Origin of the sequence: Chryseobacterium oryctis, from assembly GCF_025971925.1 — a bacterium.
GTDB lineage: Bacteria > Bacteroidota > Bacteroidia > Flavobacteriales > Weeksellaceae > Chryseobacterium > Chryseobacterium oryctis.
Genome location: NZ_JAPDHV010000004.1, coordinates 373,190 through 395,796 on the forward strand (window position 1 = coordinate 373,190; position 22,607 = coordinate 395,796).

Below are 22,607 nucleotides of genomic sequence, written 5' to 3' on the forward strand. Positions count from 1 at the left end.
AGTTGGTAATAAAAAATAAAAAATATCGTTATATAGAAAGTTTGCAAAATTAAAACGATATGAAAAATTTTAAAAAATTATCAAAAACTGAGTTGAAATCAGTAAATGCTGGTGAAAAAAAGCTTTACTGTTTTTATTGCGAATGGATGGACAAAGTTATATGCAGTGAAATTCATCTTTCACAATGTCCTTAAAAATTTTGAACCGCTTGTTTAAGCGGTTTTTTATTTGGAGAAATTTATTAAAATTTAATTTCTTTAAAATGTATAAATTTATACATTTGATAGTATAAATAATCGTCGATAAGGTTGTTTATTTAAGAATGAAGACGAAATAAATATCATTAAAATAAAATGAATTACGAAATAAGAGAAATGCTTCCTAATGATGAAGTAAGAGTCCTGGAGATATTTAAACAAGGAATTGACGGAGGAATTGCCACTTTTGAAACAACAGCTCCTACTCCTGAAGCTTGGAACATGGAGTTTTTTAACGCTTGTCGTTGGGTTTTGGAAAATGAAACCAATGAAATTGTTGGTTGGTGTGGATTGAAACCTGTCAGCAAAAGAGAATGTTTCAACGGGGTTGCAGAAGTGAGTATTTATCTGGATAATAATTATCAGGGATTAGGATTGGGTTCTGTTTTGCTTAAAAAGCTGATTTTGGATAGTGAAAACCATGGATTCTGGACTTTACAATCTAATATATTTCCCGAAAACGAAACCTCAATAAAATTCCATCAGAAAAATGGCTTTAGAACAGTGGGAGTCAGAAAGAAATTAGGAAAGCTTAATGGTGAATGGAAAGATGTAGTTATGTTGGAAAAAAGAAGTGAAACGGTAGGTTTTTAACAAAGTTTAACTTATTGTATATTATTCTCAGTAAATTAAGATATTTTTTTTATTTTTTTAGAATAAAAAAAGTAAAATAGATAGTATTTTTAAATCTTTGGCATTATGATTGATTATTTCGTTTGTAGAATTTGAAATAATGAAAATATGAAAGGTTTAGTAAAAATTGTGGGAGTAGTTATTGTGCTATTTATGTTAGCTTCATGTGTAGTGCATCATCCTCATGGTAGAAGAGGGCTTCCACCCGGACAAGCTAAAAAAGTGTATGGAGGAAGTGCAAGGTATTACGCTCCGGGACAGGTGAAAAAAAGAGTATATTATTATGAATATGATAATGATAAGGGTAGAAAACATCATAAACATAAAGGTCATAAAGGTCGTCACTAAGATGAACTAAATAAAATAAAAAAGTCCTGAATTTTCAGGACTTTTTTTATTTACATTCTGGATTTTTTAGGATTTAAAAAAGTATTAAAAATCATCACTTCATTTCCGAATTTTTTCTCAACCCTTTCAGCGATATTCAATAATTCACTTTTAACAAAATCTTCTCTTAATTCATCATTATCAAAGACTAAAAGAAGGTTATAATTCTTGCCTTCTTCGATGTAATCACTGTGTACTTCAGACAGAATATATTTGTTGACATCCATTAAGTTTTCTGTCATTAAAATCAATGTCTCATCGATATAATTTTCCCATTCTTCAAGATTATTTTTTGTACAGTGGAAAGTTATACTTAATACGCTCATATTTTATGAATTTTTAAGATTCTGTGGATAAATTTTACCACAAAAATCGGCAAATTTTTCGTAAATTAGCCCGTTATTAAAAATTAGAGATAAATAATTTTCAAGCATAGATTCAAAAGCTTGATTATCATTACAATAAAACTTGTTTATGCAAAAAGAAGGAGAAAGACTGATTCCTATCAACATTGTTGATGAAATGAAATCTTCTTATATCGATTATTCGATGTCGGTTATCGTTTCAAGAGCGTTACCAGATGTAAGAGATGGTTTGAAACCCGTTCATAGAAGAGTACTTTATGGTATGTATGGATTAGGGGTTTTTTCTAATAGAAAATACTTAAAATCTGCTAGAATTGTTGGGGACGTTTTGGGTAAATATCACCCACACGGAGACTCCTCTGTATATGATGCGATGGTGAGAATGGCTCAGGACTGGAGCTTGAGATATCCTCAGGTTGATGGACAGGGTAACTTCGGTTCTATGGATGGTGACCCTCCTGCAGCAATGCGTTATACGGAAGCAAGATTGAAAAAAATCTCAGATGAGGTTCTTTCAGATTTAGATAAAGAAACGGTAGATTTCCAGAATAACTTCGACGACAGTTTGCAGGAGCCAACAGTTTTACCTTCAAAAATTCCTAATCTTTTGGTAAATGGAGCTTCTGGTATTGCTGTAGGTATGGCGACGAATATGGCTCCGCATAATTTAACGGAGTCTATAAATGCTATTTGTGCTTATGTTGATAACAGAGATATTACGATAGATGAATTAATGCAGCACATTATAGCTCCGGACTTCCCTACAGGAGGTATTATCTATGGCTATGATGGAGTAAGAGATGCTTTCCATACAGGAAGAGGAAGAATCGTTCTGAGAGCTAAGGTTGCTTTTGAAGAAATCGGAAACAGAAATGCAATTATTGTAAACGAGGTTCCTTATCAGGTGAACAAAGCGGAGATGATTGCAAGAACGGCTGAACTTGTTAAAGAAGAAAAAATTCCAGGGATTTACGAAATCAGAGACGAGTCGGATAGAAGAGGGCTTCGTATTGTTTATGAATTGAAAAATGATGCGATTCCGAATGTTGTTCTAAATTTATTATATAAGTATACGGCGCTTCAAACATCTTTTAGTGTTAATAATATTGCTTTGGTACATGGTAGACCGGAACAATTGAACCTGAAGGATATTATTCGTCACTTTGTAGAGCACAGACATGAAGTAATTGTAAGAAGAACTCAGTTTGAGCTTAAAAAAGCTAAAGAAAGAGCTCATATCTTGGAAGGTTTCATGAAGGTGATTGGGACTCAGGATTCTTTAGATAGAGCTATTTCTATTATCCGTCATAGCGCAAATCCACAGGCTGCGAAAGAAGGATTGATTGAAGCTTTTGACCTTTCTGAAATTCAGGCTCAGGCGATTCTAGACTTACGTCTTGCTCGTTTAACGGGAATGGAGCTTGATAAAATCCGTGATGAGTATGATGCAATCATGAAAGAAATTGCTGATTTAGAAGATATTTTAGCAAATGAATCAAGAAGATTCCAAATCATTAAGGATGAATTAATCGAAATTAAAGAAAAATACGGAGACGAAAGAAGAACTGAGATAGATTATTCAGGTGGCGAAATGTCAATTGAAGACATTATTCCGAATGAATCTGTAGTTCTTACAATTTCTCACGCAGGATATATTAAGAGAACTTCGCTTTCTGAATACAAAATTCAGAGTAGAGGTGGTGTAGGAAACAGAGCGGCTACAACTAGAGACGAGGACTTCTTGGAGTACATTGTTTCTGCAACCAATCACCAATATATGTTGTTCTTTACAGAAAAAGGAAGATGTTATTGGTTGAGAGTATTTGAAATTCCTGAAGGCTCTAAAACGGCAAAAGGTAGAGCTGTTCAAAACTTGATTAATATTGAACCGGACGATAAAATTAAAGCATATATCAGAACCAACAACCTGAAGGACTCAGAATATGTAAATCAAATGAGTGTTGTGATGGTTACCAAAAATGGTACAATCAAGAAAACATCATTAGAAGCATATTCAAGACCGAGGGTAAATGGGGTAAATGCAATTGAGATTAGAGACAATGACCAATTATTGAGTGCTTATTTAACAAACGGAACTTCTCAAATCATGATTGCTACGAAAAACGGTAAGTGTATTAGATTCCCGGAAGAAAAAGTAAGAGAAGTTGGTAGAGGTTCTATCGGGGTTCGTGGTATTGCAATGGAAGATAATGATGAGGTAATTGGTATGATTGTTGTGAATGATGTAGAGAAAGAAACAGTTCTTGTTGTATCTGAGAAAGGATATGGTAAAAGAACCGCAGTGGAGGATTACAGAATTACCAACAGAGGAGGAAAAGGAGTTATCACCCTAAATATTACCGAAAAAACAGGAAATCTAATTGCTATTCAAAATGTAACAGATGAAGACGGATTGATGATTATCAATAAATCAGGAGTTGCTATCAGAATGGGAATGGATGAAATGAGAGTGATGGGTAGAAATACTCAAGGTGTGAGAATGATCAATCTTAAGAAAAATGACGAAATTGCAGCTATTGCAAAAGTAGAAATGGATAAAGATGTAGAAGATGATTCTGAAGAAAACGAGGAGGTAGCAGAAACTGTAGCTGATAACCAGGAAAACAATATAGTGCCTCAAGCTGAGAATGAAAATTCAAATGAGGAAACTGAGAATTCTGATTCTGAAGAATAATTTTGTACAATTAATATAAAATAGTGATTATGAAAAAGCTAATTTTAAGTTTGGCTATCGTGGCTTCAGCTTTTGTTTTTGGACAAAAAGAAGATGTAAACGCTAAACTACAGAATGCCAATAAAGCAGCTATGGATGCATATAATGCTAAAAATTATGCTGGAGCAGCTCCTAAATTTATGGAGGTTTACGATTTGCTAAAAGCTAGCGGACAAGACGATAAAACGTATATGTATTATGCCGGATTAAGTTATGCATTAGCTAATAACAGTGATTCTGCTATTAAAATTTATAATGACCTTATCAATTCCGGATATACAGGAGTACAGACTACTTATACTGCAAAAGACAATAAAACAGGACAGGTAGCAACTTATGATAAAAGTACTTGGGAGTTATTGAAAAAAACTTCGTCTAAAGACTATTCAGATTTCAAAACTGAGCAGACAAAAAGTGTAGAGGCAGATTTATATGAGACTTTAACATCATTATTGTTAAATGCTAATAAAAATGATGAGGCTTTAGCTCTTATTGAAAAAGGATTAGTAAAATTTCCAAACAGCACAAAGCTTAAAGAAGCTCAGGGAACTGCATTATATGCTTCAGGAAAAACAGACCAGTTTATGGCTAACCTGAAAGAACAATTATCTAAAAATCCTAATGATGCTACAAATTGGTATAATTTAGGGGTTCTACAATCTAAAGAAGCAGCTACTGTTAATGATGCTATAGAATCTTTCAATAAAGCAATTGCTTTGAAACCTGACTTTGCTAATGCTTATCAAAATTTAGTTTATACAACTATCGGAGATGATACAAAAGCTGTGGAAGAAATTAATGCATTAAGAAAAACTAAACCAGATGATGCGACTAAGCTTATCGAAGCAAGAAAAGCAAGATTTGAAAAAGCTTTACCTTATGCAGAAGGTTGGTATAAAGCAATGCCAGAAAATATTGATGCTGTTTCTACATTGAAAGAAATGTATATGATGACTAAAAATCAGGCTAAAGCTGCTGAAATGAAAGCTAAAGAAGCTGAACTTCAAGCTAAATCTAAATAATATTACTCAATATATTACCGAAACCGAAACAATTTTGTTTCGGTTTTTTTTGTTTTTAAAACTTGTGAAAATTTGAATTTTTTATAATGTATTAATCATAAATTTCACCATAAAAATTCTCTGTAATTCCGTATCTTTGAGAAAAATTTTACAGAAAATGATTGAGTGGAAAACCGCCAAAGAATACGAAGATATTACATATAAAAAATGTAATGGTGTAGCGAGAATCGCTTTCAACAGACCGGAAGTTCGTAATGCTTTCAGACCCAAAACTACTTCAGAATTATATGATGCTTTTTATGATGCTTATGAAGACTCTTCAATAGGTGTTGTTTTGCTTTCAGGTGAAGGGCCAAGTCCTAAAGACGGAGGTTGGGCTTTCTGCAGTGGAGGAGACCAAAAAGCAAGAGGTCATCAGGGATATGTAGGTGAAGACGGAAGACATCGTTTGAATATTTTGGAAGTTCAGCGTTTGATTCGTTTTATGCCGAAAGTTGTCATTGCCGTAGTTCCGGGTTGGGCAGTTGGTGGAGGCCATTCGCTTCATGTTGTTTGTGATTTAACGTTAGCAAGTGAAGAACATGCGATTTTTAAGCAAACAGATGCTGATGTTACAAGTTTTGATGGTGGTTATGGCTCTGCTTATCTGGCAAAAATGGTTGGGCAGAAAAAAGCTCGTGAAATTTTCTTTTTAGGTAGAAATTATTCGGCTCAGGAAGCATTTGAAATGGGAATGGTAAATAAAGTGGTTCCTCATGCTGAATTAGAAGATACAGCTTATGAATGGGCTCAGGAAATTTTAGCAAAATCTCCGACATCTATCAGAATGTTGAAATTTGCAATGAATCTTACTGATGACGGAATGGTTGGTCAGCAGGTCTTTGCGGGTGAAGCAACTCGTTTAGCTTATATGACGGAGGAAGCTCAAGAAGGAAGAAATGCTTTCCTTGAAAAAAGGAAGCCTGATTTCGGAGAAAATCAGTGGATATCATAAAATAAGAAGTTAAAGGTTAGAACTTAGATATTAGACTTATACAGTTTTTAAATCTAACTTCTAACTTCTAATATCTAACATCTAAATATTTATGTCAGATTGGATAAAAGCCGCAAGGCTAAGAACATTACCGCTTTCATTGAGTGGAATTATAATGGGAGCTTTCATTGCAAAATGGAGGTTGTATGGTGAAGGAGGAATATGGGACTGGAAAATTTTTGCATTGGCAATTTTGGTAACATTGCTGTATCAAATTTTATCGAATTATGCCAATGATTATGGAGACGGAGTAAAAGGTACGGATGCCAAAAGAATCAACGAAGCAGAATCCAGAGCGGTAGCTTCCGGAAAAATAACGGCTAAACAAATGAAAAATGCGGTTATCCTTTTTTCGGTTTTGTCTTTTATAGCTACGGTTGCGCTTTTATATACTGCTTTTATTCCCGATTATATGAATGAATTTTATATTTTCATAGGATTGGGTGTTGCAAGTATTTTGGCTGCAATCGGATATACAGTAGGTAAAAAGCCTTATGGATATATGGGATTGGGAGATATTTTCGTATTTATCTTTTTTGGGTTGGTTTCAGTCTGTGGAAGTTATTTCTTATTTACAAAATCGTTCAGTTGGGATATTTTACTTCCTGGAATGGCAATAGGAATGATGAGTATGGCGGTTCTTAACCTTAACAATATGAGAGATATTGAAAGCGACAGATTATCAGGAAAAAATAGCTTTGCATTGAGAATAGGTTTCAAAAATGCAATGATTTACGAAATGATTTTGTTACAGCTTCCTTTGATATTGATTCTTATTTTTCTAGGGGTAAACGGCTTTATTCAGGCTCAGAATTATTATGTTTTTATCGTAATGATTTTGTTGTTTCCCTTAGCTAAATTGAGAAGAAAAATAATGACTGTAAAAGAACCGAAAGAGTTAGACCCATTCCTAAAACAGGTTGGAATTATGACTTTTGCAATGGCAGTTCTTACAGCAATTGGACTTAACTTTTTTAACTAAATATTTCTATTATGAGTTCTAATGTTTACGTTGAAGCTCAAATGCTTATCAGAAAATCGATTGAAGATGTTTTTAAAGCATTCATTGATCCTGAAGTGACAACTAATTTCTGGTTTACAAAATCGACAGGAAAATTGGAAGAAGGTAAGACTGTAACATGGGAATGGGAAATGTATGGTGCAAAATCTGAAGTTAAAGTACTTAAAATTATTGAGAATGAATTAATAAGTACTATTTGGGGAGAGCCTTCAGCAAATGTAGACTATGAATTCAAGGAAATGGAAAAAGGAACTTTAGTGATTATCAAAAGTTACGGGTTTTCTCAGACAGGAGAAGATTTATTAAAAGTAATCAATGATAATACAGGTGGTTTTACAACGGTTTTAGATGGTTGTAAAGCATATCTTGAGCACGGAATTAATTTAAGATTAATTGAGGATAAATTTCCAGCAAAATAAAAAATGCTTCGACTCCGCTCAGCATGACACTGTGATAATTAACAGATAGATTTACAACAGTTAGTATTAGCGCTGTCATGCTGAGCTTGTCGAAGCATCCTAGTTTAAATTTGAAATAATAAAATTATGAAAATACAATTCTTAGGACAAAACTGTTTTTTGTTCACATATAAAGACAAAACTATTTTGAGCGACCCTTTCTACAACTATAAAAAAGCAGAATCGGGGTTTGATATTTCGGCTCAGAAAATCGATTATATTTTATTGACTCATGCACACGGTGATCATATTGCAGATGTGGAAGAGGTGTTACAGTATCACCCTGAAGCTACAATTATTGCAGTTCCTGAAATTTGCGGATATTTTAAAACGGCAAAAAATACGGACGATGTGAATTTAGGAGGTTCTGCAAAAATTGATGATCTTAAAATTTCAATGGTTCCTGCACATCATACAAGCTCTTTCCCAGACGGAAGTTATGGAGGTGTGCCTGTAGGATATATTTTCAGACTTCCTGAAGGCAAAAACCTTTATTTTGCAGGTGATACAGGTGTAATGGCAGATATGGAATTGTTTCCAAGACTTTTTGGTCACATTGATTTATCAATTCTTCCAATTGGTAGTCATTATACGATGTGTCCGAGAAAAGCAGCATTTGCAGCATCGGAATTGTTGAAAACCCCAAAAGTTATCGGATGTCATTTTGATACTTTCCCGATAATTGAAATCAATCATGAAAGTGCGTTAAAGCATTTTGCGGATAAAAATGTAGAACTTGTTTTACCAAAATTAGGAGAGGAGTTCGAATTTTAAATAAATGTTGAAAGGTAGTTTGAAAATCAGAATTGAAATGTTGAAAAGTTTAGAAACAAAAAAAGATAATTTTCAAATTACCTTCCTTCAACTTAAACCAATAAAAAATGGCAAGCTACCTAAATCACACCGCTACGACCGATTACCTTTGCTGCGTTCCCACCCTGGAGGATTCTCAGGAGCTGGTTGTTTAGGACTTGCCGTTGCAAAGGTAGGAATAAATTATAAATTTCAAAATAAAATCGAAGAAAAATCATTTGAAAAATCCCTTTATTTAAGCTAAAATATTGAAATTTAGGCTAATAATTTTTCAAAATTTTCTAAAAAAATAAATATGACGAAAAGTCCATCTACATTAGGAATTATACTTTTTATTGCTACAATGATTGTTTTCTTTGTAGTATATTTCTTTTTCTCAGGTATCAATTATTTTGATATCTCATTGAAAGCTAATGCTTTTGTGTTACCAATTTTGTATGCAGGAGCTGCGTTTTGGTCAGTGAAATCATATTGGAATAATCATAGAGTGGTAAGTTTCAGAGAAGCTTTTAAAAGAGCATTCGTGCCAATGTTTATTGGTGGGATTTTATCGGTTTTCAGTATGTATGTATTCTTGAATTTTGTAGATACAGATGCTAAAAAATTGCTAAATTATCAATATGTAACAAGGCAAAAAGCGGAACTAGATAAAGAATATAATTCTGCAAAGAAAATTTTAAAACATCAAAAAGATATTGATGAATTAGAACAAAAATACAAAGAAGGTCTTGAGAGATTTAATCCTGAGCTTATCAAAGATAAAGATATGCTTACGGCTAGTCATTTTTCAGGATATTTTGCGGCAATTCTTATATTTTACGTAGTTTTGTCAGTGTTTTTTGGAGCGTTTTTCAGAACAAAAACTTTGCATCCAGAAACAACAAATCAAGAATAATTTTATTAAAAAATTAAATGAACTTATCTATAGTTATTCCATTATTGAACGAGGAAGCTTCTTTAGAAGAGCTTTTTTCAAGAATTGATAATGTTTGCAAATCAAACAATTTATCATATGAAATCTGGTTTGTAGATGATGGAAGTACAGATTTATCGTGGAGTATCATTGAAAACTTAAAAGTTCAACATCCTCAGATTCACGGTATAAAATTTTCTAAAAATTACGGGAAATCTCAAGCGCTTCATGCTGCATTTTCAAGAACAAACGGAGATGTTGTTATTACAATGGATGCTGATTTACAGGATTTTCCCGAAGAAATCCCAGAATTATACAATATGGTGGTTCAGGACAATTACGATATTGTTTCTGGCTGGAAAAAGAAACGTTTTGATAATGTGATGACGAAAAATGTTCCGTCAAAATTATTCAACGCTGCAGCTAGAAAAGTTTCCGGAGTTTATCTTCATGATTTTAACTGCGGATTGAAAGCTTATAAAAAACAGGTGGTAAAATCAATAGATGTATACGGAGATATGCACAGATATATCCCAGTTTTAGCAGCTAATGCAGGTTTCAGAAGAATTACAGAAAAAGAAGTTCAGCATCAGGCGAGACCTTACGGAACTTCAAAATTCGGAACAGAAAGGTTTATAAGAGGCTTTTTGGATTTGATAACACTTTGGTTTGTAAGTCGTTTCGGGGGAAGGCCAATGCATTTCTTTGGAGCAGTAGGAACATTGATGTTCATTGTAGGTTTTCTTTCAGCTCTTTGGTTGGGAATTTCAAAACTTATTGATGTTGCAAAAGGTATTTACGGACATTTAATTACCAATAATCCTTGGTTTTTTATTGCTTTAACGATGATGATTATGGGAACACTGCTTTTTATTGCAGGATTTTTGGGTGAAATGATTATCAGAACCAATAGAGAGCATAAAAATTATAATATTGATGAAGTGATTTAATTTTTAGATTAAAAGTCAGTGAAGCTTGAATGGAACTAAATAAATTCATTTGGAATAATTACAAAGAAAGTAAAGAAGGGCAAGAAGTTATTTCCTTTTTTGAACATAAAGAATTTAATGAGATTCTATCAAAATTTATTGATGAGAAAAATAAAGATTTAGAAGATTATAATAATATTTTAAATGCATTTTCTTATTGTGAATTTGAATTCGATGAAGAAAAAAATGTAGTTGAAAAGGCAAAAGACTTATTTAAATATTTTATAGATAATGGCTTAGTTTTAAAAGATGAAGATGGTGAATTTTCATACTTTGAAAAAGAATATTTTGATTTCCTTTTAGATGTAATTGAGCCATATTCTTTACATTTGTTTGATATATTTCCAGATTATTTCTTTCCATATTTTTTCAAATTAGAATTTGCAAAACTTCAGAAAATATGTGATACATTTAATGTAAAGATTCCCAAAGTTCCCCTTAAAAAAAATAAAAAAGAAAGGCTAAACTTTTATTTAGAGCTTTGTGATGTATTTTTTGAGTTCAGAGAAAGTAATAACTTAAATCCTTTTGAATTTTGCGCTTTTCTCTATGATTTTGCTCCAAAATATATAGGATTTGAAAAAATAGAAGATTTACCAGAGCCTACTAATATTTGGCTTTGTGGAGGAGCAAAAGATGATTATCCTTACTTATCAAGAGCAACTTCAAAAACAACATTTTTTTGGCAAGGAAATGAAGATACTAAAAGAGGAGATATTGTTATAATGTATTGTCTTTCCCCAAGAAGTAATATTGAATTTATTTGTCGAGCTGTAAATGATGGAATAAGAGATCCGTTTTTTCATTATTATGGAAGTATAACTATAGGTCATATTGATAAAGTTAAACCTATTCATATTTCTCAAATTAAAAATGATGAATATTTAAAAAACATTCCAATAGTTAGAAAAAATTTTCAAGGTGTGAATGGAACTCAGATTAGTAATGAAGATTATAAAAGGATTTTATATTTATTAGAAGAGAAAGGTGAAGATATATCGAGATTACCAAAATTTTCTATTATTGATTTTAAACCAAATGTTGATTGTAGAAATGAAAGAGATGTAGAAATTAAAATAGTAGAACCATTTCTTCAAAAAATAGAATATTCTGAAAAAGATTGGCTTCGTCAATTTTCTGTAAGAATGGGAAGAGGAGAACGTAATTATCCAGATTATGTATTCTTTGCCGAAGCAAATAAAGGTTATGAGAAAGCTAAAATGCTTTTGGAAACTAAGTTTGCAATAAAAAATAATAGAGAACTAGAAGAAACTTTTCAACAAGCCCATTCTTATGCTTTAAGATTAGAGACACAGAAAATTGTGATTTGTGATAAAGATTTTATTTGGATTTATTCAAGGAAAAATAATAGTTTCGATAGAACAAAATATTTGAAGTTTAATTGGGATGAAATTAATAATCCTGATATTTGCAATCAAATCAAAAAAATAATTGGTAAAGATTTTATTAAATGAGAAAAATAATATACATATCTCTAATTTTGACAATAGTTTCTTGCGGAAAAGTTTCTCCAAAAGGTAATATTGAAACTAAAGATGTTGATGTTTCGGAGTTCGTAAATCTAGATTTGGAGGGGAAGTTTCGTGTATTTTATGCAAGAGGTCCAAAAAACTTTGTTGAAATAGAAACCTATCCTAACGTAGCCAATAATCTTGATGTTAATGTGAAAGATAAAACACTTTCAATTAAAGAGAGACGAGGTACAAAAGGTGTTGATTTTTATAATGTAACGATTTATTCAAAATATAATCTTGAGAAAGTTGTGATTTCTGACTCTGTGGAAATGAACATTTCCAGTGAAATAAAGACCGACAATTTTAAGCTGAATTTAAAAAATTACGCTACTTTTATGGGTTCCGTAAACTCAAGAAGAGCAGAAGTTGAAATGTTGAACCGAAGCAGAGCCAACTTTTTGGGACAAACAAAAGATGCAGTTATAAAAATCTCTGATACAGCGAGTTTGATAGCTCCGTATTGGAAAATTGAGAACCTGAATATTGATTCTAAAAATGGGAATTATGCAGAAGTAAATGTAAAAGATTCATTGAAAGGAAAAATTCAGAATACCGCAAGATTATTGTATTATAATGACCCTATCAGAGCATTTAAAGTAGATAAAACAACGAAAGTAGAAAACAAGAAATTAGATTAATAAACACTGAATATTTTCATGTTTTTATTTATAAATTTTTAAAAGATAAAATACAAATATGACAACATTAGAGAAAGCAAAACTTTGGTTAAGCGATACATTCGATAAAGAAACAAGAGAGGCTGTTCAGACTCTAATTGATAGCAACTCGCCCGATTTGGAAGACTCTTTTTACAGAGAATTAGAATTCGGAACGGGAGGTATGAGAGGAATTATGGGTGTTGGAACCAATCGTTTAAATAAGTATACATTAGGTCAAGCTACACAGGGACTTGCAAATTATATGTTGAAGCAGTTTCAAGGCGAAGAAACCGAAGGTTCGGCGACGTCGGAGACGAGCCAAATCAAGGTAGCAATTGCTTATGATGTAAGAAATAATTCAAAAGAATTCGGAAAATTAGTAGCTGATGTTTTAACGGCAAACGGAATTAAAGTTTTGTTGTTTAAAAATCACAGACCAACTCCAGAATTATCATTCACTGTTCGTGATAAAAAATGTAATGGTGGAATTGTGTTAACAGCATCTCACAATCCACCTGAATATAATGGTTACAAAGTATATTGGAATGACGGAGCGCAAATTGTTCCGCCTCATGATGAAGCGATTATTAATGAAGTATATTCTGTGAAATTTGATGAAATTAAATTCAACGGAAATGATGATTTAATTGAATGGATTGGTGAAGAACAAGATGATGTTTATATTGATGCATGTATTGAAAATTCTACTTATCAGGATGTTGGGAAAGGAAATTTGAATATTGTCTTCACATCTATTCACGGAACTACTTATACAACCGTTCCTAAAGCTTTAGAAAAAGCAGGTTTCAAGAAAATTGATTTGGTAAAAGAACAAATGATTCCTAGCGGAAATTTCCCGACTGTTGATTCTCCAAATCCTGAAGAGCCTGCAGCATTGGAAATGGCAATGGATTTAGCAAAAATCACGACTGCAGATATCGTTATAGGAACAGATCCTGATGGGGACAGATTGGGGATTGCGGTTAGAAATCTTGATGGTGAAATAGAACTGTTAAACGGAAACCAAACCAATACAATTCTTACTTATTACATCCTAAATGAATGGAAAAAGCAAGGAAAAATTACTGGAAAAGAGTTTATTGGTTCTACCATTGTAACTTCTGATATTTTCTTTGACATAGCTCAGAAATTTGGAGTTGATTGCAAGGTTGGTCTTACAGGATTCAAATGGATTGGTAAAATGATTCGTGATTTTGAAGGTCAGGAAAAATTCGTTTGTGGTGGTGAAGAAAGTTTTGGTTTCATGACGGGAGATTTCGTTCGAGATAAAGATTCTTGCGGAAGTATACTTTTGGCTTGTGAAATTGCAGCATGGTGTAAAGCAAATGGCAAAACAATGTACCAATACATGATTGAAATTTATCAGGACTTAGGAATGTATTATGAAGGCTTGATAAATATTGTGAGAAAGGGTAGAGACGGAGCAGAGGAGATTCAAAATATGATGAAAAATTTCCGTGAAAATCCACCTAAAGAATTAGCAGGTTCATTGGTTGAGGAAGTAAAAGATTTTAAAGAACAAACTTGTCTTTATGTTTCTAAAAACGAGAAAAAAGTGATGGATGACATTCCGAAATCAAACGTATTGATTTACTATACTCAGGACGGAACAAAAGTTTGTGTAAGACCTTCAGGAACAGAACCAAAAATTAAATTTTATGTTTCAGTAAAAGATTCTATTACTTCTGAAGCAGATTTTAAAGATAAATTAAAAACTTTAGATGCAAAAATACAGCAGGTGAAAAAAGATTTGCAATTAAGTTAAAAATAATTACTTAGGGTTTTAATTCTAAACCCTAAGTTTTGTATAAAAAAATAAATTTTAAATATAAAAGTAAAGTGAAAGTTTCAAAATTAGCGGCGAACCTGATTGGTTCTGAAATTGTAAAAATTGGTAATGAAGTAAATGATTTAAAAGCGAAGGGGGCTGAGATTGCCAATCTTACTATTGGTGACCTGAATTCTAATATTTATCCTATTCCTGCAAAGCTAAAGGAGGAGATTCAGAAGGCATATCAGAATAATTTAACAAATTATCCGCCTGCAAATGGGCTTTTATCTTTAAGAAAAGAGGTTTCTAAAGACCTTAAAACAAGATGGAATCTTGATTATTCACCAAATGATATTTTAATTACTGCAGGTTCAAGACCTTTGATTTATGCAGTATATAAAACTATTGTTGACGAGGGTGACAAAGTAGTTTATCCAACTCCATCATGGAATAATAATCACTACGCTTATCTTACTTCTGCTGAAGCTGTAGAAGTAAAAACAACTCCTGAAAATAACTTCCTTCCGACTGCAGATGATTTGAGACCTCATTTGGATGGAGCCGTTTTAGTTGCACTTTGTTCTCCATTGAATCCTACGGGTACAATGTTTACAAAAGAACAGCTTTCAGATATTTGTGAGCTTATTTTGGCTGAAAACAATAAAAGAGGAGAAAATGAAAAGCCGTTATACTTAATGTATGACCAGATTTATTCTAACCTTACTTTCGGAGCGCAACACGTTGATCCTGTTTCTCTTTTCCCTGAAATGAAAGAGTATACAATTTATATTGATGGTATTTCAAAATGTCTTGCTGCAACAGGAGTTCGTGTAGGTTGGGGATTTGGTCCGGCTCATATTTTAGATAAAATGAAAGCTCTTTTAACACATGTTGGAGCTTGGGCACCAAAACCAGAGCAGGAAGCAACAGCAAAATTCTATGAAAACCCTGAAAATGTAAATACTTTTGTTGAAGATTTCAAAGGGAAGTTGGAAGAAAGTTTAAAAGTTCTTCACGGAGGAATTCAGGATTTAAAAGGAAAAGGTCTTGCAGTTGATAGTATTGAACCGATGGGAGCACTTTATCTGACAATTAAATTAGACTACATCGGAAAGGTGAAACCGGATGGTTCTGTAATTGAAAATTCTTCTGATTTGGTATTCTATTTAATTAATGAGGCTGGAGTTGCTTTAGTTCCTTTCTCTGCTTTTGGTGAAGAAAAATCTGAACCTTGGTTCCGTGCTTCTGTTGGAGGTTTAGCAATTGAAGAAATCTCTACAATGATGCCTAAACTAGAGAATGCTTTGAATGCTTTAAAGTAATTTTAAATAAATTAATATATGCTTCGACTCCGCTCAGCATGACAATCCTAATACTAAATTTATAATACAGTATATTGTAACGATGTCACGCTGAGCGGAGTCGAAGCGTTTTTTAAAAAGTAATTATTAACTTAAAAAATGGCCAAACTTCCAGAAAAATACTTCCTAGAAACAAAATTGTTGAGCTATTCAACAGTAGGAATTATTGCTTTGGTAATTCTAAGTGTTTGGCTTTCAGGAACAGCTACGCATCGAAGTTTATTTCAAAATTCAATTGTTTCAACTTCTATTTTGGCTATTTCTTTCTTCCTGTTTATAAGTTTAGGATTATATTATGGACTAAAGCTAAAAGATAATATTGGAAATATTTTAACAAATGAAAGAATCAAAAAACTATCAGATAAAACTCCTGAAATAGGAAATTTTGATTTTGATGCTCCAACTATAGGGGATGGAATAGGAGGAGTTATACTTTCAATTCTTCTATGGATATTATTTTCTATAGTTCTTATCTTTTTATTATATTTTCTAGGTGTTTTCTTTTGGGCTGTAATTTTATTATTTTCAGCAATGTTATATTGGATTTTTTTCAGAGCTTTACGTTTGGTTTTTAAAAATTCAAAGCATTGTAAAGGAAATTTGCTTAAAAGTTTTGCTTTTGGATTTTTTTATTCATTTCTGTATATATCATGGATTTACGGAATCATATTTTTAGTTAATTATATAAATTAGTTTTTACGTTATGAAAATCATAGCTGTCATTCCTGCGCGTTATCAGGCAAGCCGTTTTCCTGCGAAATTGATGCAGATGTTGGGTGAAAAAACGGTGATTACAACAACCTATCAAAATGTTGTGGAAACAGGTTTATTTGATGAAGTTTTTGTAGCAACAGATTCGGAAATTATTTTTGATGAGATTGTCAAAAATGGAGGAAAAGCTGTGATGACGGGTCAGCATGAAACGGGGAGTGACCGAATTGCCGAAGCTGTTCAAAATATTGATTGTGATATTGTTATCAATGTTCAGGGGGATGAACCTTTCCTTAAATTAGAACCTTTAAAACAATTGATTGAAGTTTTCCATCAAGATAAAAATCAGGAAATTTCTTTGGCTTCATTAAAAATAAAACTTCATGAAAAAGAAGAAATTGAAAACCCGAATAATGTAAAAGTTATTACTGATAATAATGGTTTTGCACTATATTTTAGCCGTTCTGTAATACCGTTTCATAGGGAGATTTCTTACAATGTAGATTATTTTAAACATATTGGAGTCTATGCTTTCAGAAAAAATGCATTGCTTCAGTTTGCAAAACTAGAAATGAAACCTCTGGAAATTTCCGAGAAAATAGAGTGCATCCGATATCTTGAATATGGCATGAAAATCAAATTAATCGAAACCAATTTTATAGGTGTGGGAATAGATACTCCTGAAGATTTAGAGAAAGCCCGAAAGCTGATTAGCTGAAAGTTTAGTCTTTATTTTTAGTAAAAAACCTTATATTTGAATCTATAAACTGTATTAATGAAGAAATTACTTTTTGTTTTCGTTCTGATATTTTCTCAAATATCATTTGCACAAACAGCAAAAGAAATAATTGATAAAAATATTGAATTATCCGGAGGATTAACCAATTGGAAGCTGTTAAATTCAGTGTTACTTCAAGGGAAAGTAATTTTAGGAATTAAAGATGAATATCCTATAAAAATTTATCAGCAACGTCCGAATCTTACTAAAACAGTAATTACGATTGGAGGTAAAGATACTGCTATTGAAGGATATGACGGAACGAAAGGATATGCAATGAATTATGCAACTAATAAATTGCAGGAGTATGCTGGTTATGTGCCTGAAAGTTTTGATAATGACTTTATAGATTGGGAAAATAAAGGTTTTGATGCAAAATATTTAGGAAAAGAAAAAGTGGGAGAGATATATTGTCATAAAGTTGAATTAACAAAAAACGTCAATAAAAACATGTATTATTTTGATACCAAAAGTTACATGCTTTTAAAGGAAGTAAAAAAAGATGAAACATTGATATATTCTGATTATAAAAAAGTTGGAAACATATTGATGCCTTTCAGAATTGAATCTTCAAGTCCGAAAAAAGATGGAGACTATGTAATGCTTCTGAATAAGATAGAGGTGAATAAAGTATTTCCGTCGAATATTTTCAAGTTTTAAAGAATTGCACTAAAATGCAGTCTAAATATTAATAGAAATGAAAAAGATTTTTTTACTGATGCTTTCATTTGTGGCTTTTTTACAAAGTTGCATGAATCAAAAAAGTGAAGTTTCTAAAGCTAAAACCAACGAACTTATGGGAAAAACAATATATGATTTCAAAGTAGAAAGCCTTGACGGAAAGGAAATTAACTTTGCAGATTTCAAAGGAAAGAAAATCCTTATCGTAAATACAGCATCTGAATGTGGTTTTACTCCGCAATATGCTGATTTAGAAAAAGTTTACGAAGAATATAAAGACAAATTGGTGGTTATTGGTTTTCCTGCTAACAATTTTGGAGGGCAAGAGCCAGGAACAAATACTGAAATTGGTGCTTTTTGTCAGAAAAATTATGGAGTAACTTTTCCAATGGCTGCAAAAGTTTCGGTAAAAGGTGATGATACAGCTCCAATCTTTAAATATTTAACCGAAAAAGAATTAAATGGAGTAAAAAATACAACCATTCTTTGGAATTTTACGAAATTTTTACTTGACGAAAACGGAAAGCTAATTGATACTTTCATAAGTACAACAAAACCAACAGACGAATCAATTACAAAGTATTTGAAATAGTATTTTGAGTGATTTTGAAATAATAAAATGCCTGAATTATTATAATTTAGGCATTACTTTTTTCTGCAAAACAAAAAATATTGCCCAACTTTATACTTGAATAGCCATTACTTTTTATTTTTGAAGAATTAATCATTGCTCTTGCCAAAATATCGGTAGGAAGTGGTCTTTGGCTTTCTAAAAGTCCTATTTTGTTGGCAAATTTTATAATTCGGCTTCCTAAAACTTCACCTTTTCTATCAGAGTTCTTTCTTTCCAACATTCCGGGTTTGAAAATGGTAATTTTATTGAAATGTAACTGTTTTACAGCTTCTTCCAATTCACCCTTCATTTTTGAGTAAAAAACCTTAGACTTTGGATTGGCTCCATAGGCAGAAACCAAGATGTAATCTTCTACATTGTTATTTTTGGCAGCTTTGGCAAATTCATATTGATAATTGAAGTCCACTTTTTTCTGGGCTTCTTTGCTTCCTGCATTTTTTAAGGTAGTTCCAAGGCATGAAAAAGCAACATCGCCTTTTACTTCGTCTTTCCATTCTTCAGGTTTGTCAAAATTGACAACATGAATATTTAATTTATCATTTTGAATATCAATAGGTTTTCTTACAAAAATGTCTACTTCATCAAAATCTTTATCATTCAATAATTGATTAACCAAATCCTTTCCTGTAGCACCTGTAGCACCAATAACTAGAGCTTTCATAATAAAATAATTTGTGAATGAATTTATGCTTATTAAATTTACTAAATTTGAATTGAAGTAAAAAATATTATTTATTCATAAATTATGGATGCTAACGAAATTCTAGATTATTGTCTTGCGAAAAAAGGAGTTACAGAAACTTTTCCTTTCGACAATGAAACGCTTGTGATGAAAGTAGGAAGTAAAATGTTTCTTTTGATGCCTTTGGAAAAGCAACCTCTTTCAATAAATGTAAAGACAGATCCTGAATGGAGTGCTGAATTGCGGGAACAATTTCCTCAAATTACAGGTGCATTTCATATGAATAAAACCCATTGGAACTCTGTAATGGTTGACGGATTGAAAAGAGATTTGATTCTAAAACTTATAGATCAATCCTATGAATTGGTTTTTAATTCTTTAACAAAAAAAGCGAAAGAAGAGATTATGAATGGTTAAAAATTAAACTGTTCAGTGAGTCTTTTATCCTCATCAAGTCTTTCAATCAGTTTTTCAAGTCCTTCAAATTTAATCTCATCATGAAGAAAATCCCTGAATTTTACAGTGATATTTTCGTCATAAATATCTCCGTCAAAATCAAGAATGTAAACTTCGGTTGTTAACTTTTCTCCATTTACAGTTGGGTTGGTACCAACACTTAGCATTCCTTTATATTGCTTTCTTTTTATATAAACTTCAACAATATAAGCTCCTTTTTTAGGTAAAAGCTTAATAGAATCTGTTTCTATATTGGCTGTAGGATAACCTATTGTTCGTCCGATTTTCTTACCATGAACTACCGTTCCCGAAAGAGAGTAGGAGTAACCCAACATTTCGTTCGCTTCTTTTACATTTCCTGTTAAAAGGGCAGTACGGATTTTTGTTGAACTGATATTATTCTCATGAATATTAATGGCTTCCATTTGCTCAACTTCAAAATCTAACTCTTTTGAAAGTTTTTGAAGTAGCTCAAAGTTCCCGCTTTTGTTTTTTCCAAAAGAATGATCATAGCCAATAATTAAATATTTTATATTTAATTTATCAATTAAAATTTGGCGAACAAATTCCTCTCCCGTAAGATTTCTAAATTCTTCATCAAATTCCTTTAAGAATAAATTATCGATGTTGTATTTCTCCATCAAGAATTTTTTTTCTTCTATAGTATTTAGAAGTTTTAAATCTTCTTTAGGATTAAAAACGAATCTTGGATGTGGCCAAAAAGTAAGAATAGCTGTATCTAAATCATTCTCAGAACCTATTTTTATAAGTTCATCAATGATACTTTTATGCCCAAGATGTACCCCGTCAAACATACCTAAAGATAATGCTAAAGGCTTTTGAGAGGAATAATCTTTGAAATTCTTGAAAACTTTCAAAACTGAAAAAAATTTGACTGCAAATATAAAACCTTTAAAATTATTTGTTATAGTATAATCTGTGTTATTTTAAATTATAACTATTATTTTACTCTAATCCCTGTATTACAAGAGTGTTTAAGGCATTTATTATTCAATAGTAAATGTGCTGAATGTCTATTTTTGAATTTCTCTTTTAGTTTTAAAAAAGAGATTAAGTGTTTTTATTTCAAATTTGTTAAAAGCATGATAAAAATCTTTTTTTTACTAATTGTGAGTTTATGAAGAATCATTATATTTGCACCAAGAAAAAATTTAGCAATGGCAAACCAAATTAAAGGTAAAATTTCTCAAATTATTGGTCCGGTAATCGACGTTGTCTTTACTGATGTGGAAGCTGTTCCAAGTATCTATGACGCGTTAGAAATTACAAAAGAAAACGGTGAAAAAGTAATCTTAGAAGTAGAACAACATATTGGCGAAGATACAGTAAGATGTATCGCGATGGACGCTACAGATGGTCTTAAAAGAGGGCAGGATGTAATTGGATATGGAAATCCTATTACAATGCCAATCGGAGAGGCAGTGAACGGAAGATTATTCAACGTAGTTGGTGATGCTATCGACGGGCTTCAAAATATTTCTAAGGATGGAGGTCTTCCAATCCACAGAGAAGCTCCAAAATTTGATCAACTTTCAACTTCTGCAGAAGTTTTATTTACAGGTATTAAAGTAATCGACCTTATTGAGCCTTACGCAAAAGGGGGTAAAATTGGTTTGTTCGGTGGTGCTGGTGTAGGTAAGACTGTATTGATTCAGGAGTTGATTAACAATATTGCAAAAGGACACGGAGGTCTTTCGGTTTTTGCCGGAGTAGGTGAAAGAACGAGAGAAGGAAATGACCTATTAAGAGAGATGTTGGAATCCGGAATCATCAAGTATGGTGAAGATTTCATGCATTCTATGGAAAACGGAGGTTGGGATCTTTCTAAAGTAGATTTAGAAGCTATGAAAGATTCTAAAGCAGCATTCGTTTTCGGACAAATGAATGAGCCACCTGGTGCAAGAGCTAGAGTAGCGCTTTCTGGTCTTACATTGGCTGAGTACTATAGAGACGGTGGAGAAAGCGGACAAGGTAGAGACGTACTTTTCTTCGTAGACAATATCTTCCGTTTTACACAAGCTGGTTCTGAGGTATCTGCACTTCTTGGTCGTATGCCATCTGCGGTAGGTTACCAACCAACTCTTGCTTCTGAAATGGGTGCGATGCAGGAAAGAATTACTTCAACAAAAAATGGTTCAATTACTTCAGTACAAGCGGTTTACGTACCTGCGGATGACTTAACTGACCCTGCTCCTGCAACTACGTTTGCTCACTTGGATGCAACGACAGTACTTGATAGAAAGATTGCTTCATTAGGTATCTATCCAGCGGTAGATCCTCTAGCTTCTACTTCAAGAATCTTGGCTCCGGAAGTTATTGGTGATGACCATTATAACTGTGCTCAAAGAGTAAAAGAAATTCTTCAAAGATATAAAGCTCTTCAGGATATCATCGCTATCCTTGGTATGGAAGAACTTTCTGAAGAAGATAAAGCAGTTGTATATCGTGCAAGAAAAGTTCAGAGATTCTTATCTCAGCCTTTCCACGTAGCTGAACAGTTTACAGGTATTCCTGGTGCATTGGTAGATATCAAAGATACTATCAAAGGATTCAACATGATTATTGATGGTGAATTAGACCACTTACCAGAAGCTGCTTTCAACTTGAAAGGAACTATTGAGGAAGCTATCGAAGCTGGACAAAAAATGTTAGCTGATAACGCTTAATTTTTT

24 protein-coding genes and 1 other RNA gene are annotated in these 22,607 nt (G+C 32.4%); 21 read left to right on the forward strand and 4 right to left on the reverse strand.

The features are described 5' to 3' along the window. The first annotated feature begins 59 nt into the window (after positions 1–59). The 3 genes from OH806_RS16615 (at position 60) to OH806_RS11485 (ending at position 1,238) form a co-directional block, all read left to right on the forward strand. Positions 60–194, forward strand: a complete 135-nt coding sequence (locus OH806_RS16615) for a bacteriocin-like protein (RefSeq protein ID WP_406567626.1) — start codon at positions 60–62, stop codon at positions 192–194. 159 nt (positions 195–353) lie between these two features. Then, a complete protein-coding gene (locus tag OH806_RS11480; RefSeq protein ID WP_264743823.1) occupies positions 354–851 on the forward strand; it encodes a GNAT family N-acetyltransferase in 498 nt (165 codons plus the stop codon). A gap of 147 nt (positions 852–998) precedes the next feature. Beyond that, positions 999–1,238 carry a hypothetical protein gene (locus tag OH806_RS11485; RefSeq protein WP_264743824.1) on the forward strand — a complete coding sequence of 80 codons (240 nt, stop codon included), beginning with the start codon at positions 999–1,001 and terminating at the stop codon, positions 1,236–1,238. A 50-nt stretch (positions 1,239–1,288) separates the two neighbouring features. Here the strand turns inward: OH806_RS11485 and OH806_RS11490 are convergent, their stop codons facing one another. Next, positions 1,289–1,603, reverse strand: a complete 315-nt coding sequence (locus OH806_RS11490) for a DUF4286 family protein (protein ID WP_264743825.1) — start codon at positions 1,601–1,603, stop codon at positions 1,289–1,291. Between the two features lie 148 nt (positions 1,604–1,751). On the opposite strand from OH806_RS11490, the gene gyrA reads away from it, so the two are divergent. The 6 genes from gyrA to OH806_RS11520 all read left to right on the forward strand — a co-directional run bounded on the left by gyrA (position 1,752) and on the right by OH806_RS11520 (position 8,684). Beyond that, a complete protein-coding gene (gene gyrA / locus OH806_RS11495) occupies positions 1,752–4,337 on the forward strand; it encodes a DNA gyrase subunit A (protein ID WP_264743826.1) in 2,586 nt (861 codons plus the stop codon). 29 nt (positions 4,338–4,366) lie between these two features. Next, the gene (locus OH806_RS11500; protein ID WP_264743827.1) at positions 4,367–5,398 is read left to right on the forward strand and encodes a tetratricopeptide repeat protein; all 1,032 of its coding nucleotides are present in this window, start codon (positions 4,367–4,369) and stop codon (positions 5,396–5,398) included. A 157-nt stretch (positions 5,399–5,555) separates the two neighbouring features. Beyond that, a complete protein-coding gene (locus OH806_RS11505; RefSeq protein WP_264743828.1) occupies positions 5,556–6,392 on the forward strand; it encodes a 1,4-dihydroxy-2-naphthoyl-CoA synthase in 837 nt (278 codons plus the stop codon). Between the two features lie 91 nt (positions 6,393–6,483). Beyond that, positions 6,484–7,413 carry a 1,4-dihydroxy-2-naphthoate octaprenyltransferase gene (gene menA / locus OH806_RS11510; protein WP_264743829.1) on the forward strand — a complete coding sequence of 310 codons (930 nt, stop codon included), beginning with the start codon at positions 6,484–6,486 and terminating at the stop codon, positions 7,411–7,413. A gap of 11 nt (positions 7,414–7,424) precedes the next feature. Beyond that, on the forward strand, positions 7,425–7,871 hold the full coding sequence (locus tag OH806_RS11515; RefSeq protein ID WP_264743830.1) for an SRPBCC family protein: 447 nt from the start codon (positions 7,425–7,427) through the stop codon (positions 7,869–7,871). A 126-nt stretch (positions 7,872–7,997) separates the two neighbouring features. Continuing rightward, positions 7,998–8,684, forward strand: a complete 687-nt coding sequence (locus tag OH806_RS11520) for a metal-dependent hydrolase (protein WP_264743831.1) — start codon at positions 7,998–8,000, stop codon at positions 8,682–8,684. Positions 8,685–8,789: 105 nt separating this feature from the next. On the opposite strand, the gene ffs is transcribed toward OH806_RS11520, so the two are convergent. Further along, positions 8,790–8,887: signal recognition particle sRNA small type (ffs, locus tag OH806_RS11525), an RNA gene on the reverse strand. 131 nt (positions 8,888–9,018) lie between these two features. Here ffs and OH806_RS11530 point away from each other — a divergent pair. From OH806_RS11530 to OH806_RS11575, 10 genes are all read left to right on the forward strand, one after another. Then, on the forward strand, positions 9,019–9,618 hold the full coding sequence (locus OH806_RS11530; protein ID WP_264743832.1) for a DUF4199 domain-containing protein: 600 nt from the start codon (positions 9,019–9,021) through the stop codon (positions 9,616–9,618). A 17-nt stretch (positions 9,619–9,635) separates the two neighbouring features. Then, the gene (locus tag OH806_RS11535) at positions 9,636–10,586 is read left to right on the forward strand and encodes a glycosyltransferase family 2 protein (RefSeq protein WP_264743833.1); all 951 of its coding nucleotides are present in this window, start codon (positions 9,636–9,638) and stop codon (positions 10,584–10,586) included. 29 nt (positions 10,587–10,615) lie between these two features. Beyond that, positions 10,616–12,100, forward strand: a complete 1,485-nt coding sequence (locus OH806_RS11540) for a restriction endonuclease subunit R (RefSeq protein WP_264743834.1) — start codon at positions 10,616–10,618, stop codon at positions 12,098–12,100. Further along, the gene (locus tag OH806_RS11545) at positions 12,097–12,798 is read left to right on the forward strand and encodes a DUF2807 domain-containing protein (protein WP_264743835.1); all 702 of its coding nucleotides are present in this window, start codon (positions 12,097–12,099) and stop codon (positions 12,796–12,798) included. The genes OH806_RS11540 and OH806_RS11545 overlap by 4 nt, the downstream gene beginning before the upstream one ends. A gap of 58 nt (positions 12,799–12,856) precedes the next feature. Continuing rightward, a complete protein-coding gene (locus tag OH806_RS11550; RefSeq protein WP_264743836.1) occupies positions 12,857–14,605 on the forward strand; it encodes a phospho-sugar mutase in 1,749 nt (582 codons plus the stop codon). A 74-nt stretch (positions 14,606–14,679) separates the two neighbouring features. Further along, entirely contained in the window at positions 14,680–15,933 is a 1,254-nt protein-coding gene (locus OH806_RS11555; RefSeq protein ID WP_264743837.1) for a pyridoxal phosphate-dependent aminotransferase, read from the forward strand. Between the two features lie 138 nt (positions 15,934–16,071). Next, positions 16,072–16,665 (forward strand): hypothetical protein, encoded by a 594-nt coding sequence (locus OH806_RS11560; RefSeq protein WP_264743838.1) that lies wholly within the window; start codon positions 16,072–16,074, stop codon positions 16,663–16,665. Between the two features lie 10 nt (positions 16,666–16,675). After that, positions 16,676–17,401, forward strand: a complete 726-nt coding sequence (gene kdsB, locus OH806_RS11565) for a 3-deoxy-manno-octulosonate cytidylyltransferase (protein WP_264743839.1) — start codon at positions 16,676–16,678, stop codon at positions 17,399–17,401. A 57-nt stretch (positions 17,402–17,458) separates the two neighbouring features. Then, entirely contained in the window at positions 17,459–18,121 is a 663-nt protein-coding gene (locus OH806_RS11570; RefSeq protein ID WP_264743840.1) for an outer membrane lipoprotein-sorting protein, read from the forward strand. A gap of 37 nt (positions 18,122–18,158) precedes the next feature. Next, on the forward strand, positions 18,159–18,734 hold the full coding sequence (locus tag OH806_RS11575; protein ID WP_264743841.1) for a glutathione peroxidase: 576 nt from the start codon (positions 18,159–18,161) through the stop codon (positions 18,732–18,734). A gap of 46 nt (positions 18,735–18,780) precedes the next feature. Here the strand turns inward: OH806_RS11575 and OH806_RS11580 are convergent, their stop codons facing one another. Then, on the reverse strand, positions 18,781–19,437 hold the full coding sequence (locus OH806_RS11580) for an NAD(P)H-binding protein (RefSeq protein WP_264743842.1): 657 nt from the start codon (positions 19,435–19,437) through the stop codon (positions 18,781–18,783). An 84-nt stretch (positions 19,438–19,521) separates the two neighbouring features. On the opposite strand from OH806_RS11580, the gene OH806_RS11585 reads away from it, so the two are divergent. Continuing rightward, complete coding sequence (locus OH806_RS11585; RefSeq protein WP_264743843.1) at positions 19,522–19,875, forward strand: MmcQ/YjbR family DNA-binding protein; 354 nt, start codon at positions 19,522–19,524, stop codon at positions 19,873–19,875. Here OH806_RS11585 and OH806_RS11590 read toward each other — a convergent pair. Then, on the reverse strand, positions 19,872–20,792 hold the full coding sequence (locus tag OH806_RS11590; RefSeq protein WP_264743844.1) for a bifunctional riboflavin kinase/FAD synthetase: 921 nt from the start codon (positions 20,790–20,792) through the stop codon (positions 19,872–19,874). The genes OH806_RS11585 and OH806_RS11590 overlap by 4 nt on opposite strands. Positions 20,793–21,092: 300 nt before the next feature. Here OH806_RS11590 and atpD point away from each other — a divergent pair, with 300 nt between their 5' ends. Next, positions 21,093–22,601 (forward strand): F0F1 ATP synthase subunit beta, encoded by a 1,509-nt coding sequence (gene atpD / locus OH806_RS11595; RefSeq protein WP_264743845.1) that lies wholly within the window; start codon positions 21,093–21,095, stop codon positions 22,599–22,601. Positions 22,602–22,607 lie beyond the last annotated feature (6 nt).

Excerpts from the sequence above, each read along its gene's own strand:
- OH806_RS16615 (WP_406567626.1), top strand. The coding sequence starts at position 60 with ATGAAAAATTTTAAAAAATTATCAAAAACTGAGTTGAAATCAGTAAAT.
- OH806_RS11480 (WP_264743823.1), top strand. The coding sequence starts at position 354 with ATGAATTACGAAATAAGAGAAATGCTTCCTAATGATGAAGTAAGAGTC.
- OH806_RS11485 (WP_264743824.1), top strand. The coding sequence starts at position 999 with ATGAAAGGTTTAGTAAAAATTGTGGGAGTAGTTATTGTGCTATTTATG.
- OH806_RS11490 (WP_264743825.1), bottom strand. The coding sequence starts at position 1,603 with ATGAGCGTATTAAGTATAACTTTCCACTGTACAAAAAATAATCTTGAA.
- gyrA (WP_264743826.1), top strand. The coding sequence starts at position 1,752 with ATGCAAAAAGAAGGAGAAAGACTGATTCCTATCAACATTGTTGATGAA.
- OH806_RS11500 (WP_264743827.1), top strand. The coding sequence starts at position 4,367 with ATGAAAAAGCTAATTTTAAGTTTGGCTATCGTGGCTTCAGCTTTTGTT.
- OH806_RS11505 (WP_264743828.1), top strand. The coding sequence starts at position 5,556 with ATGATTGAGTGGAAAACCGCCAAAGAATACGAAGATATTACATATAAA.
- menA (WP_264743829.1), top strand. The coding sequence starts at position 6,484 with ATGTCAGATTGGATAAAAGCCGCAAGGCTAAGAACATTACCGCTTTCA.
- OH806_RS11515 (WP_264743830.1), top strand. The coding sequence starts at position 7,425 with ATGAGTTCTAATGTTTACGTTGAAGCTCAAATGCTTATCAGAAAATCG.
- OH806_RS11520 (WP_264743831.1), top strand. The coding sequence starts at position 7,998 with ATGAAAATACAATTCTTAGGACAAAACTGTTTTTTGTTCACATATAAA.
- OH806_RS11530 (WP_264743832.1), top strand. The coding sequence starts at position 9,019 with ATGACGAAAAGTCCATCTACATTAGGAATTATACTTTTTATTGCTACA.
- OH806_RS11535 (WP_264743833.1), top strand. The coding sequence starts at position 9,636 with ATGAACTTATCTATAGTTATTCCATTATTGAACGAGGAAGCTTCTTTA.
- OH806_RS11540 (WP_264743834.1), top strand. The coding sequence starts at position 10,616 with ATGGAACTAAATAAATTCATTTGGAATAATTACAAAGAAAGTAAAGAA.
- OH806_RS11545 (WP_264743835.1), top strand. The coding sequence starts at position 12,097 with ATGAGAAAAATAATATACATATCTCTAATTTTGACAATAGTTTCTTGC.
- OH806_RS11550 (WP_264743836.1), top strand. The coding sequence starts at position 12,857 with ATGACAACATTAGAGAAAGCAAAACTTTGGTTAAGCGATACATTCGAT.
- OH806_RS11560 (WP_264743838.1), top strand. The coding sequence starts at position 16,072 with ATGGCCAAACTTCCAGAAAAATACTTCCTAGAAACAAAATTGTTGAGC.
- kdsB (WP_264743839.1), top strand. The coding sequence starts at position 16,676 with ATGAAAATCATAGCTGTCATTCCTGCGCGTTATCAGGCAAGCCGTTTT.
- OH806_RS11570 (WP_264743840.1), top strand. The coding sequence starts at position 17,459 with ATGAAGAAATTACTTTTTGTTTTCGTTCTGATATTTTCTCAAATATCA.
- OH806_RS11575 (WP_264743841.1), top strand. The coding sequence starts at position 18,159 with ATGAAAAAGATTTTTTTACTGATGCTTTCATTTGTGGCTTTTTTACAA.
- OH806_RS11580 (WP_264743842.1), bottom strand. The coding sequence starts at position 19,437 with ATGAAAGCTCTAGTTATTGGTGCTACAGGTGCTACAGGAAAGGATTTG.
- OH806_RS11585 (WP_264743843.1), top strand. The coding sequence starts at position 19,522 with ATGGATGCTAACGAAATTCTAGATTATTGTCTTGCGAAAAAAGGAGTT.
- atpD (WP_264743845.1), top strand. The coding sequence starts at position 21,093 with ATGGCAAACCAAATTAAAGGTAAAATTTCTCAAATTATTGGTCCGGTA.